This is a genomic window from Methylobacterium sp. J-026 (assembly GCF_022829585.1).
In the GTDB taxonomy this organism is placed as follows: Bacteria; Pseudomonadota; Alphaproteobacteria; order Rhizobiales; family Beijerinckiaceae; genus Methylobacterium.
In genome coordinates, this window is sequence record NZ_JAKSYC010000272.1 from 59,723 (window position 1) to 72,573 (window position 12,851).

Annotated in this window: 9 protein-coding genes and 4 pseudogenes; 9 read left to right on the plus strand and 4 right to left on the minus strand. The window is 66.6% G+C overall.

Annotated features, from left to right (window positions below):
* The first annotated feature begins 1,657 nt into the window (after positions 1 to 1,657).
* On the plus strand, positions 1,658 to 1,969 hold the full coding sequence (locus tag MKK69_RS23525; RefSeq protein WP_243971879.1) for a plasmid mobilization protein: 312 nt from the start codon (positions 1,658 to 1,660) through the stop codon (positions 1,967 to 1,969).
* A 75-nt stretch (positions 1,970 to 2,044) separates the two neighbouring features.
* Here the strand turns inward: MKK69_RS23525 and MKK69_RS23530 are convergent, their stop codons facing one another.
* Entirely contained in the window at positions 2,045 to 2,200 is a 156-nt protein-coding gene (locus MKK69_RS23530) for a hypothetical protein (RefSeq protein ID WP_243971880.1), read from the minus strand.
* Here MKK69_RS23530 and MKK69_RS23535 point away from each other — a divergent pair.
* The 6 genes and pseudogenes from MKK69_RS23535 to MKK69_RS23560 form a co-directional block, all read left to right on the plus strand.
* Positions 2,199 to 2,504 carry a hypothetical protein gene (locus tag MKK69_RS23535; RefSeq protein WP_243971881.1) on the plus strand — a complete coding sequence of 102 codons (306 nt, stop codon included), beginning with the start codon at positions 2,199 to 2,201 and terminating at the stop codon, positions 2,502 to 2,504. The genes MKK69_RS23530 and MKK69_RS23535 overlap by 2 nt on opposite strands.
* 188 nt (positions 2,505 to 2,692) lie before the next feature.
* A complete protein-coding gene (locus MKK69_RS23540) occupies positions 2,693 to 4,435 on the plus strand; it encodes a hypothetical protein (protein ID WP_243971883.1) in 1,743 nt (580 codons plus the stop codon).
* A 262-nt stretch (positions 4,436 to 4,697) separates the two neighbouring features.
* Positions 4,698 to 5,624 carry a hypothetical protein gene (locus MKK69_RS23545; protein WP_243971885.1) on the plus strand — a complete coding sequence of 309 codons (927 nt, stop codon included), beginning with the start codon at positions 4,698 to 4,700 and terminating at the stop codon, positions 5,622 to 5,624.
* Between the two features lie 4 nt (positions 5,625 to 5,628).
* Positions 5,629 to 7,164 (plus strand): exodeoxyribonuclease VII large subunit, encoded by a 1,536-nt coding sequence (locus MKK69_RS23550; protein ID WP_243971887.1) that lies wholly within the window; start codon positions 5,629 to 5,631, stop codon positions 7,162 to 7,164.
* 20 nt (positions 7,165 to 7,184) lie between these two features.
* Positions 7,185 to 7,373: a hypothetical protein gene (locus tag MKK69_RS23555; RefSeq protein WP_243971889.1), complete on the plus strand. Its 189-nt coding sequence runs from the start codon at positions 7,185 to 7,187 to the stop codon at positions 7,371 to 7,373.
* A gap of 318 nt (positions 7,374 to 7,691) precedes the next feature.
* Positions 7,692 to 7,805 (plus strand): annotated as a pseudogene (locus MKK69_RS23560) (IS481 family transposase); the annotation flags it as partial.
* A gap of 95 nt (positions 7,806 to 7,900) precedes the next feature.
* On the opposite strand, the pseudogene MKK69_RS23565 reads toward MKK69_RS23560, so the two are convergent.
* Positions 7,901 to 9,127: pseudogene (locus tag MKK69_RS23565) on the minus strand (IS110 family transposase).
* Positions 9,128 to 9,375: 248 nt separating this feature from the next.
* On the opposite strand from MKK69_RS23565, the pseudogene MKK69_RS23570 reads away from it, so the two are divergent.
* A pseudogene (locus tag MKK69_RS23570) lies at positions 9,376 to 9,615 on the plus strand (integrase core domain-containing protein); the annotation flags it as partial.
* Between the two features lie 7 nt (positions 9,616 to 9,622).
* Here MKK69_RS23570 and MKK69_RS23575 read toward each other — a convergent pair.
* The gene (locus MKK69_RS23575) at positions 9,623 to 11,155 is read right to left on the minus strand and encodes an ISL3 family transposase (RefSeq protein ID WP_243971897.1); all 1,533 of its coding nucleotides are present in this window, start codon (positions 11,153 to 11,155) and stop codon (positions 9,623 to 9,625) included.
* Positions 11,156 to 11,337: 182 nt separating this feature from the next.
* Positions 11,338 to 11,679: pseudogene (locus MKK69_RS31085) on the minus strand (HU family DNA-binding protein).
* A 483-nt stretch (positions 11,680 to 12,162) separates the two neighbouring features.
* On the opposite strand from MKK69_RS31085, the gene MKK69_RS23585 reads away from it, so the two are divergent.
* Positions 12,163 to 12,681 (plus strand): PAS domain-containing protein, encoded by a 519-nt coding sequence (locus MKK69_RS23585; RefSeq protein WP_243971891.1) that lies wholly within the window; start codon positions 12,163 to 12,165, stop codon positions 12,679 to 12,681.
* Positions 12,682 to 12,851 lie beyond the last annotated feature (170 nt).

The window sequence follows — 12,851 nt, forward strand, 5'->3', positions numbered from 1 at the left end:
GATCTCAAGATCGCGACGAAGAATGTAGGTCGGCATGAGAGTCCTCATGCCGACCCTTCGTATGAAGATATGGAAGATTATCGACTATGGGCCTGATGTCGTATTTTGCCTGGTATGACGCATAGCTCTGTAGACTGTTTGTGTAAGTCGCGGATCGCAACCTATCGCTGCCGTCATCTCGACGGATGATCAGAACAGCGGATCCTCTTTCTTTGTCGGATTGTTCCTGGGCTGTGGAATCGGATGTGGCTCGAAGCCCGGGGGAGGTGCGCGATCCATTCTCGCCGCAGCCGCGAGGCATAAATCGAGACTCGGTTGATTTCGAATGCCCGATGTCCGCTCTGCCATGGATGCAGGCGATGATGGTGTCGGCGCCCGTGACGTGCTCAGCGGAACGCTCGTCTCTCGGATTGGCGGCGCCGGCATCGGATTGTGTGAAGTGACGGGCTGCGCCGCCGGCCGCGTTACCTCGGCGGACTGAGGTGGCTTTGCGGGTATCACCGTTTGTGCGAGCGGCGCTGGTGCCGGTCGAGCCTGTTGTACTGGGTGCGCGTCGGTTATCGGTCGCGAGACATCTGGCTGGACTGGAATGCCCCGCATCGCCTGTGTTTGTGACGTCGATGCTGGCTTCGACGACGCTGCCGCAGTCGGTGATCGGTTCGACGGACAGGGATCGCCGCTGACCATTATCGCGGGCGATGACGACCCGGCTGACTGACCAGCTCCACGCTTTGCCGGTTTCGTACCCTTCGTGCGCCGCCCCTTCGATTTGCTGCGCCGGCCGCCACGCGCCGCGATGTAGCGCTTGAGCGTGGCTGCGAGCATCGGTTGGCCGCCAAGCCGAACGCGCTCGGCAATCATCTCGATGGTGTGGCCCGCATCCAGGAGCGCCAGGATCTTCGGGGCGAGGTCTCCAATGGCTTTCGCAAGTGTGATCGTCTCGCGTGGCGGCGGTGGCGGAATGCGTAGCAACGCATCGAGCGCCTCGTGCGACGCAGAGATTTCCTCCGACTTGATCGGGACCCTTATTCGCTTTGGCTTTACCATCATTGGCTCCACCTGTGGATTGGTTCGCTCGACGCATCGTCAGCGTCCGCCGTCACCATGGTCACGCTTGCCTGTACCGATTGCAAGAACTTTTTGCCGCGAATCGATGCAGATGAGTGTTATATTGATTGTGTTTTACAGTGATTCGCCCCCGCAAATTTCGCTGTGCTTGTCAACTCATTGACCAATCAAGCGCCGGTGTGAATGCTTGAGACGGCGATGCTCGATTCCCCCACGGACTCGACAAAGTTGATCGCTTTCGAGTTGGCTAGCGAGCTTATGATCTACGTAGAAAACTGCGCGACGCCGGTTAAACGAGCTCGCCGCAAAACGATCGCCAGTGCGCTGCGCGACGGCTTCGTTCCAGGCTTGGTGGCCAAAGCGGAGGCGATCACCGCGCGTCGGCTGACGCCGCGGGAAGACCAGGGAAAGACAACACCCATGGAGGACGCAGGGGGCAGGATGCCCTTTGCTAACCGCGCCGTCCCCGCCGGCCACGGAGCGCAAAGGGTCGGGGGCCGTTCGGCGCTCTCGCTTCTCACCTCCCCCTCAGCCTGTCGGGGCGTGCCCCCGAACCCCCACCCCTGAAGGCCCCCTGAGGACGACGCCGATGTCCGGCCAACGTGGTTCAGAGCGCCGCCAACTCACGGAGATGGTCGGCATTCGGCTCGCCCCCGACGAGCACGCGCGCCTCCTTCGCGAAGCGCAGGTGGCCGGGCTCACCCTCGCCGCGCTCACCCGCCGTCGGCTGGTCGGGCTGCACATCGCGGCACAAGTCGATGATGAGCACATTCGCGAGCTGCGCCGGCTCGGCGGCCTCGCCAAGCTCGCCATCCGCACCCCCGGTTTGCGCGAGGACGGCCGCCTCGCCCTGCGCGATATCCGCCGCGCCATCGACGCCCTGTCGAGGGCGCCGTCATGATCGGCAAGCGCGTGGACAAGCGCCGCGACGGTGCACCTCGGCGAAGGTGGCAACCCGCACCTGCACGCGCTGGTCTCACGCGTCGCACCGGATGCCGACAAGGCGACCAAGGTCGCCTTCTTCCACAACGCCATCGGGCGCGCGGTCGCCCGGATCGAGCATGCCCAGGGCTGGCGACGCGAGCCCGGCGCGCACTTCGAGATCCTCGAAGACGTCACGGGAGAACAGCATGTCAGCAGGTACAGGACAGCCCGGCGGGCAGCAGCCGAATTGGGGGCAGGTCGCCGCCAAGCATGCGGAGCATGCCTCCGTCGAAGCGCACGCCGCCCATCGCGACACGCGCAGGATCCTGCAGTTCCTGCAGGGCGGTGGGGATCAAGCCGAGGAGGATCCGATGGGCGCGATCCTCGAAGCCCAGGACGCGATGATGGAACAACAGGAGCAGATCGTCGGGCTCCTGGCAGACATGCGCGAAGAGATCGGCCAGTTGCGGGCTCAGATGCAGGCGGTGCTGGTTCGGCTCGGGATCGGTTGAGGCGGGCCAATGCCGACACGGCTCACCTCCCACGACAGGTGAGCGCGAGCCGGTTGCGTGCTTCCGCTGCTCACGCTTCCAAAGCTAACGGGCAACGCCGGGAGAGCACCGAGGCGCGTATCACCCGCGTCCGGGACGCACTCCGAGCGGCCGCGGCGGACGATCCAAACGCGCGGGTTGCCCGTTATATGGCCGCCGCCCGCGTCCGTGAGAGCTATCGGGCGACGGCCCAGGCAAAGACCCTCGCCCGCCGTTTCGATCCGGGCGACGCCCTGCCTTCCGGAGCGGCGCGGGCGGAGATCTACCAGGGCGGCGAGAGTGCCGCGCGGCGGGCCATCGAGATCGTAGCCCCGATCGTCGCGCGCGCCGGATCCTGGGCCGCCCTGCACCGCGATCTCGCTACGGAGGAGATCGTCTACGCGAGCAAGGGATCGGGCGCGATCCTGATCATCGATGGTCAGGTCATCAAGGCCTCGACCTGCCGCGCCGCGAGCTTGGCCAAGCTGCAGGCTCGGCTCGGGCCGTTCGAGCCGGGTCCAGCTGCGCAGGGCGTCCGACCGGCCTACCTTCCCGAAGCGCAACCTTCCGGATCACCGCGCGCCGCACCGGGAACCGATCCAGAACTTCATGTGCTGGCACGGCGGCGCAAACACGAGGCTGATCGGGTCCGTGAGCGGTACGACGCGAGCTATCCCGCGCTCGATGCGATGCCCCTGCTCAAATCGGTGCTGGTCGGCCCCCGGCCTTCGACCGCGCCCAGCGCGCGAACGCTCGCCAGACAGACCGGTCGATCGCCGCCCAAGCTCGCCCCCCTGAAACGTGATAACGAGCCGGCGGCACGGATCCCGCACACGCTGGCAACGTGTCATGCCGCGCTCGATGCTTCTCGCTACCGCCTCGTCGCCGTGCGACCCGCTCCGGTCCCGCACGACCCGATCGACCGGAGCGTTAGGCCGGTCAGAATACCCGATCGCCTCGCCCATATTCCGCCCAGTCCGATGGCAAAGATCGCCGCGGCATTGCCCGGCTTCCTGGCGGCGTTCGACGATCGGACGATCCATCTGGCTCCCGACGACGACCGGCGCCACCACGTCGTCCTGGCCGATCTCGATGCTCGAGCCGTTGATCGCCTCCAGCGGAGGTTCTCACCGTCCCTGATCCTCGCCCGGGGGAGAAGGCGCTTCGACGCTGTCCTGAGCGCGACCAAGCTTCTGCTCCCGTTCGAGATGGCTGCGGTTGCGCGAGCTGCTGCCGCGATCCGCGGTTTTGTCGGTGCGGCCCGAGGGCGTTTGGGACTGACGATCCTCGACGATCCGAGCCCGGACGGCTTCAGGCTATTCGCACACGCAATCCAGACGACGGGGAAGGATTGCAGCGCGTTCGCAGCAGCGATCCAGCGGCAGGCGCGGTGGTTCGTCCGGCGTTTCGGCGTCGGAGCCTCCTCACGCTCGGGCGTAGCGCCGGATGCCGCACACCCGACGCAGCCCGTGCCGCCGGACGCGATGCTCTACCGCGAACACCGGTTGAACATCCTCGCGATGTGGGAAGGACCTTGGCCGGACGCCTCACGGGTCGATGCCCTCGTCGCCCGCCGTCTGCGCGTCTCGGGGCACGACCAGACCGAAGTCGCCGCCTTGATCGCCGCGTATGCACCCTCGACCGCCGGCAGGCACCGCGACTGGCAGGCCTACGGAAAGCGGGCCGCGGCACACGCGTTCAGTGACTTGGATGACGGGAGCTGGACGTTCGACCGTCGCCCGGATGCTGAGCCATCGGACATGCTTCGTCGCAAGAGGAAGCTGAACGCCGAGAAGACCGAGCCTTCAACACCGCTGCTGTCGACTCCGCCGGAGATCATCGGGGCGCTCCGGCCAACACCCGTTCGCCGTCCCGTCGGACGACGTTCCGAACGCGGGATAGGAGATGACTGACCGAACCACGTGGGTTGCATCGGCGCGATGCGCGCGGGGTACGACGACCCGAACGACGGGATTGGCACAGACAGACGATGATCCTTCGCCGCGCGGCCGGATCATCAGCGAGACAGACGAGAGACCGGGACCAAAGACGCGAAGGCGTTCCACGAAAAATCCCACGAGGACGGGACGAGAGGCGACGCGAGGCGGGCGACCGCAGCCTGCGCATGGCCGGTGAGGCGTCTTCACACCTCCCTCACATCCCAAGGATATCGACATGACACACGAGACCGACCTCCCCGCCAGCGGGGGGCCGAGCGCCTCCGCGCGCCAGTGCACGCCGCTGCGCATCTGCGCGATGGTCGAGGAGCCACGCCCCCATGACGCCGGCTGGCGATGCGAACTCCGCGCCACACACCCGGCACGGCGGGGCCGGCTCACGGCCGTGCTCCCGCCGAAACTCGTCGCGCGCATCGAGGCCCAGACCGGCCATCCTCTCCGTCCCGACGACCTCATCGGCGAGCACGTCGTGGAACTCAACGTCACGGTCGCCCCGGACGGTGACCTGCTCGGATGGATCGAAGATCTCCATCTCGACCTCGAGCACGACGAGGTGGTGGGGGCCCGGACTGAGAGGGATGACGCCATCAGGGCGAGGCTGTCCGCCGACGGCCTCATGGCCACGCAGGGCACGCGGCCGCAGATCGACCGTCTGCGCCGGGTCGCGATGATCGAGCCGCAGGATGGTCGCCCACGCGAGGCGAGCGTGCGGCTGGCAGACTGGGAGGCGCGGGGCCTGCTGACGCTGCTGCGCTTCCCGGTCGCGTTCGACGGGCCGCAAGCCGTTGTCGATCTGCACCATACCCTCGACGGTGCCTATGACCAGTACGAGTGGGGCACCCTCGACGCGCTGATCGTCGTCCTCAACGGGGTTCGCGACCTCGATGCCCTCGCCGACGAGGAGCTGCTGCGACGGCTCTGCGTCTTCCCGGTGCCGATCCTGGTGGTGCGGCCGCACCGTCCGACCGTGCTGTGCGATCTCGCCCACCTCACCGTCGATGGCGCGGTGGAACTGATCGCGCACCTCGAGGCCATCCTGCAGCGCGAACTGCGGCTCGCCGGCTACCCCCGCCTCGCGGCGATCGCCCAGGCGCTCCCCCCGGTCGCTCCCATCCTACGCCGGGTGCCGCTGTCCGAGGGCTGAGCCGATGTCAGGCGCCCGCTGCCCCAATCCCGGGCGGCCGGCGCACCCGATCAAGCCGACAAGCCGTGTCCTGTCGGAACACATTACGCCATCGCACGAGATCCGCCTCCCCATGCGTCACCATCTGTTCCCCGGCACGATCGCTTATGCGTCGCCCGGACATCGCCGGCTGTCTGCCCCCATAACCGCCGACCCGCCTCCCGGGCCCCCTCAGCCGGATAAGCCGGTCGATCGCCTGCCGATCCTCGAGCTACGCGACCTCGTGGGCTGGTTGCGGCAGCGTCTCGCGGGCGAGCACACCGTCCGTGCCTGTGTCATCGCCGTCGAGCCCGCCGGCAACGGCAGCTGTCTCCTGATGCTCGGCGAGGCCGATGCAGTCCTCACTGCGGAGCCTCCGCGCCTCACGGCTCGGCTGAACCCCTCCGAACTCGCCGTCATCCGGGAGCAACGCGGGGCGGCGTTCGATCCGGCATCCCTCGCCGACAGCATCGTGGTCCTGACGCTGCGGACCGGCATCCGCCATCGCTTCGGCAAGGGCTTGGGCGTCCAGGCCAAGGTCGTCGCTCTCGAGGGGGTCGAGGAGACCGCGCGTTCGGCAGCGCTCTCCCGCGACCGGGCGCTTGCGTTCCTGCGATCGAGCGGATTGCGATTTGGACCGCAGACCTGGGACGCTTCCGAGGATCCATGCGAGATCGCGGTGATCGCCTCGGAGCACGGCGAGGCCCGCAGGGACGTCGCCCACCAGCTTCAAGCCCTCGAACAGATGGGATTATTGCGCGTCCACTGGCTCTGGGCGACGTTCGAAGGGACCGGCGCGCAAGCCTCGCTGGTCGCCGCGCTCGAGCGAGCCGCGCAGCTGCACGCTGCGCGGGGCCTGTCGGCGACGGTGCTGGTCCGGGGCGGGGGCTGCTCGTTCGCCTTCCACATCCTGAACACCCTCGACGTGGCCAGGGCGGCCACGGCCGAGCGGATCCCCAACCTGATCGTCGGGCTCGGGCATGCCGGGACGGTGCGCACCGCTCTCGACGAGGTCGCCGCCCGCTCCGAGCCGACCCCGACAGCGGCGGCGAGGCTGGTCCGGGATCTGGTCGAGCAGACTGGCGCGCGTGCCGAGCGGGCGCTCGCTTCTCTCGACGATGCGATCGCGCACGATCTGCTGGAGGCGGGCCGCATCGCTCTGGCTCGAGCCACGAAAGCGTTCGAGGCGGCGTTACAGGATCTCGCCGCCGAGGCGCATGCGCGGCTGCGGCACCTCGATCGGGAGGTCGAGCACGCCCTGCTTGGCGCACTCGCGGCAGCGACGACGATCACCGCCGCTCACGGCATCGCGCCGCTCCAGGCGGTGGCCGAGCCGACCATCCTGGCTGCCGACCAGGACCCCGATCTTGAAGCGTCCCTCGCGCTGGTGATCGACGCCGAGACCGGAACGGTCATCACCGGGGCCGGCAGGGCGCCTGCTGGCTCACGCCTGCTGCTGCAATTCACGGACGGCCTCATGCCAGTCCGGGTCGAACCCCACTCCCATCCTACCGCTCATTGAGCCAGTTTTTGGAGACCCCCATGATACCGACACACGATCAGGCCCCGACATTCCTCGCTGCCGTCAGGCGCATCGAGCAGTTGACCGAGGAGATCCGTCGCGACGGGCTCGCGGGCTTCGAGCGGGCGCAGTCCGCCTACACCGAGATCCGGGAGTTGCGCCTCGTTCTCGATGCCCGGATCAGGGAGCTGAACGGGCAGCGCCAATAGTCGAGGTCACTAAGTACGTCGGCGGTGAAATCTTACCGCCGACGGGAAGAATGGATCCATCGGCCCGGGCTCGATTTGCTTCGAGTTCGGCCGTTTACGTCTGATTGGGCGCCCAAATACCGACGAGGCCTATCATACTAAACTACGACGCAGAGTCAAAATTTTGAGGATACCATCCAGAATAGTTTGAGATTGAAGATAAATATTGGCCGTTTGTCGTAAATGATCGGCTCCCACCGGGTGGTCCGGACTCAAAGTTAGTGCAGGGTCGGCTTTTGCTCCACGGGTAGCTTGGCCGGCGGGGCCGGTCGGGTGAGCGCAGCCGGCCAGACGTTCCGAGCCCACAGCGTCGAGTCTGCCTGCGCTCGCAACGACATCGACCATCGGCTAACAAGGCCGCGTCACCCCTGGACCACGGATGAGGTTGAACAGCCCCTTTCCTCGCGGATCGTGCTATTTTTCTGCCGCCCACGGGTGACCACGTGACGAAGAGCCGGGTTTGAGGTGCAAGGCCGGCCGCGCCGTCTTCATAGTCGCTCCTCCTTTGCGGGACCCGTGGGCACCCGCCGCCCACGTCGGCTACAACCCTCGATCAGCCGCCGATAGGCAATCTCCGCCTGCTCGACGCGTCGCCGTTCGTCCTGGCGCATGCGGGTTAGGTTGTAGGCGTAGGCTGACCCACGCTAGCCGCGACGAGCCGGCTCACCCGAACGCAGTTCCAACTCGCGCAGCTTCTTGGCGTGCAGCGCTGGACGCACCCACGCGTAATCCTCACCCCGCTTGAGCAGATGCCAGATGATCGCCGCGAGCTTGCGCGCGACCGCCACCGCCGCAACGTGTGGCCCGCGGCGAGCCGAGACGCGCTGGAAGAAGGCGCGCAACGGTCCAGGTCCCCGAACCGCCTGCCACGCCGCCTCGACCAGCATGGTGCGTGCATGGCTTCGGCCCTGTTTGGTGATGCGCCCGTGCCGTGGCTTGCCAGAGCCGGACTGATGCACGCTCGGGTTCAGCCCGAGATAGGCGACCAGACGATCCGGGGCGGCAAACCGTGCGATGGGTCCGATCGCGGCAATCAGCCCGACCGCCACTACCATGTCGATGCCCGGGATCGTCATCAGCCGGGTGACGTTGGTATCGGCCTGGGCCTCGCGCGCTAGCTCGCGCTGGACGACCTTCAGATCCTCACTCAGCCGGTCGTACTTGCGCAGGTGCTGGGTGACCGCATCACTCTCGTCGGAAGGGAGCGTTTGGGCCAGTAACCAAGCCCGCCCCCGTGGCCCGAACAGATCAGCATGCGGACAAGGCGGGACGAGATGGGCATGCAGGATCGACTGTACGATCGTCTTCAGTCGCGTCCGCTGCCGCACGATTTGGGTCCGGCGTGTAACTTGGCGTCGGAGCCCAAGGGTGGCCTCGTTCGGCATCCAGACCTCCGGAAGGAAGCCGCTGGCGTAGAGGCGTGTCAGCACTGTCGCATCGATCACGTCGGTCTTGATCCGCGCCTCCGCGATGAGGCGCACCTAGCGGGGATTTGCGATCACGACCCGACCGACATGGGGCCGGATCACTTCGGCGACCGCGCTCGCATTGCCGGTCGCCTCGACCACGACGTGGCCGTCGTGCGTCGGTCTTTTGGCAAACGCCGTCAGGTGATCACGCCTCATCCCGACCCGCCCCAAACGCCGGATCGTCCCGTTCTCCAGCAGCACCGCCTCAGCAAAGACGCGGTGGATGTCCAATCCCACAACTCGCATGAGCCTGCCTCCTCGTGTCTTGATCACGGGAGCTGGCGGGCAACACGGCAACTACGGATCCGCGCTCGCAGCGCATCCGGGCGAACCGCAGGGGCGGCCAGATAACGGCTCGGACTCTAAGCCCATAGCTTAAGGGTCGGCCTGCCAGCACTCACGTGCTCCCGGTGCCCCACATCCCGGATGGGCTCACCATAGCGCCGATCACATGGTCAGCGGAATGTAGGGGCACCGAGGCCATCATGCCGGATAACGGTCAGGTCGAGCGAATGAACCGGACGATCAAGGACGCAACAGTCAAGCGCCACCACTACGATAGCCATGAGCAACTCCGCGCTCACCTTGCTGACTTCGTGAGCTCCCACAACTTTGGACGTCGCGTAAAGACTTTGCTTGGACTCACGTCTTATGAAGCCTGTGTTTCAGCGTGCGACTTTAGTTCTTCCGCACTTTCGGTGCTGAAGGTTTGGCATCCGATCAAGCTTTGCTGATCCCGGCTCATGCAGCATGCAGGACGCGTTGGCGCAGGAGATCGAAACCGGCGCGACCGTACATGCTCCGCTTGATCAGCTTGAGGCGGTTGACCTGCCCCTCGACGTGGCAGTTGCTCCAGGGCTCGACGATAGCGGCGCGCACGGCTGGCTCGTCCTGCTGGAGCCCGGTGACGAAGCCGCCGAGATCGGTCGCGGCTGCAGCTTCCAGCCAGGGCGTCAGTCCGGTGGGATCGTTCTGGCGCAGGAGGTCGGCGAAGGCGCGTATATCCTTGGCGGCTTGCTTCAGCTTCGGCGCGGCGCTGCAGAGCGCTTCGGTGAAGGCGCGATCCTCCCGCGACAGTGCGGCCGGGTCGGCGGTGAGCCAACGGGTGATGCGGCGCGTCGAGGGGACCCGGGCGGACGGTGATCGCGCGGGCGCATCCTGCCTCCGTCGTGAGGCCCAGCGCCGGACGATGTCGTAGCTGCCGATGAAGCCCTGCGCGTGCAACTCGCGGTGGAGGACGGTGGCGCTGTGCTGGCCCTCCCGCCAGCGTGCCTCGACGAAGGGGAGATGGCGATCGAGCAGGCTCGAACCCGGTGCGCGGCGGTAGGGCATCAACCGGCCCGCCCGCACCCAGCGGCGCACGGCGTTGCGGGATGCGCCGAGACGGCGAGCGATCTCCTTGGTCGGCAGACCTTCGCCGTGGAGGCACAGGGCCGCCTCGCAGCGGTCGCGTCGCCGGCTGCTCACGTTCGTTGGCACTGTCTTCGCCAGATCAGGGGAGCCCGCGGAATCGTGCACGGCGCGGTGCGCCACGTCTCGGATCTCGGACTGGTGCCGCTCGACGATGCCGCGCAGGACCTCGGAAGCGTTGACGAGCAGGTGCCAGCGATCCGCGACCTGCGTCGCCGTCGGTGCTCCCGTGCGCGTGGCCTCGGCGTAGGGTCCCGAACGGTCACGGCTGACGACGGTCACGCTCGGATGGGCGGTGAGCCACTCCCGCACCGGTGCCGACGAGCGGCCGGGCAACAGATCGATGACGCGCCGCCGCTCCAAGTCGCACACGATGGTGCCGTAGGACCGGCCGCGCCGCCACGCCCAATCGTCGATGCCGATCACCCGCGGCGGCGGAGACGGTACGGTCCCGCGACGACGGATCAGGCGCAGGACGGTGTCGCCGCTGACCGGCATGGCCAGCCGCCGCGACAGCCTTGCGCCGGCTTCACCACCCAGCACCATGCCGATGTCGGTCTGCGCCTCGGCCAACCGGTCGCTGCGGCGCGCCTTGCGCGCACTCAGCCCCGGCACGCGTTCGGCGAAGATCCGCCCCGGGCAATGGCCGCAGCGGAAGCGGCGCACCTGCACCCGCCACGTCACCGGCCGGTCCTGCCAGGGCAGGTCGTCGAACGTCCGCCAATACCTGCTGTGCACCCGCACTGACGCACGCCAGCAGACCCGACAGCAGGCTTGGGCTGCCATGGTTCGGGCGGTGATCAGCAACCCGGCCGTGTCCAGCGTCAGATCATCGACGTGCAGGCCGTCCGGGACCGACGGCAACGACGGGTTCGAGATCGGCATCGCACTGCCCTCGGGCCAACATGCGAATCAACGTCCAAACCACCGCTCAGCACCGAAAGTACGGAAGAACCAATGTTTAAAGCTGTTTGACAGCCATCGCCGACCTGCTGCCGGACGTGCCCGAGCCCGGGCGTATTAGGAAGGTGAGGGCGATCCTCCAATCACTGGACGTGATCAGGAGGCGCGTAGCAGCCGTTCCGGCCTCCCCCTTCCTGCTCAACCTTCACGTGGTTAAGCCGATCCAGCATAAGTTTGCTCGGGCTGAAGTGGATGTTCGCCTTGACCGCCACCTTCACACGAGCGCCGAATCGTGGGTTGCGGACGATGCGATCTTTGACCGTCCGCGTCGTGAACACCCCGAAGCCGCGCAGCTCGACGCGGGTACCGTCCGCTAGTGCGTCGGCGATCCGGTCAAGGATGGCATCGACCGCCCGCTCGACGTCCCGGGCCTAGAGGTGCTGGTTCTGCTCCGCGACGCGGAGGACGAGCTCTGATCGGATCATGTCGGAAAGGTGTCGGGATCTCAGCGAAGGTGCAAGCGGGGTCCGGCAGCAACCTTTATCTTCGCTCCCCTTCGTTCACTTTGCTTCCGGCGGCATCGCAGTCAGGGCCTGGCTTGAAGAAATCCTCGACGGGCCTGCCAAGGACGTCGGCGAGGCGCTTTAATGTCCGCAGCTTGCCCTCGCGCTCTCGTGTCGCAGCGGCCTGCTCCCCCGAAGGGAGAGGCATGTCGCGGCCGTCACCTTTGTCGCGCTCGCCCATCCTGGACCTGTCATCATCGTGATCCCCAGGTTGAGTACGCCGATTGCGGTACTACGAAAAGTTGCGATGATGCGGTCTCCTCGAATTGTGAAGGGCATAGGTTACTCATGCCGCGTCGGTCCCCAGGGTACGCTCTTGCAGCAGCTGCGCTGCCGCTGACAGATCTCAGCATCGGGGTATGGGAAGAGGACGTAGGCGCTGACCGGATCCGCGGCGATGCGGTCATGGGTCGAATGTACGGGCTATCGGATGCGGAGACCGCCGAGGGCATCTCGCGATCGGATCTCTTCTCGATCTTCCACCCGGACGAAGTCGCCCAAGATCCAGAGCTTCGTCGCAGCGTGCGCGAGGAGGGCGGACTGTTCGTATGGGAGCACCGCATCATGCCCGCGCCCGGCATCGTGCGCTGGATCTTAGTGCGCGGGCATTACAAGCGGGGCGCGGACGGACAGATGCGTGGGCGCGGGATCGTCATCGACGTGACCGACAGTCGGATCGATGGACAGATTGATGGACCGGCACGCTTCCTCACAGCCTACGAGGCGCCAGGTGCTATTCTGGAGCGCATTGCTGATCGAGCGATCGAAGCCTGTGAGCTGATCCGCACCCTGGAGGCGGACAAGTCGGTTCACCTCCGTCTGCTGATCGATGCCCTCCTGCATGAGCTCGGTTGCCAGCTCGCGACTTCGCTGCAGGACGATCCGCCAGCTCCGAAACGGCCGCGGAGCGCCAGGATCCACTGAGCGTGTTCCGTAATATCGACGCTCCCCCGCCCCGTGAGCAGATCGGGGTGGGGCCGAGCGGCCGATACGAAGGTGAGTGCCCATACCGGGCCAGGCCCTGCATCGCAGCCACGTTCGGGAAGGCCCGCAAGTGGTGAGCGGCTATGCACACATAAGTTGCAACTGGGGGT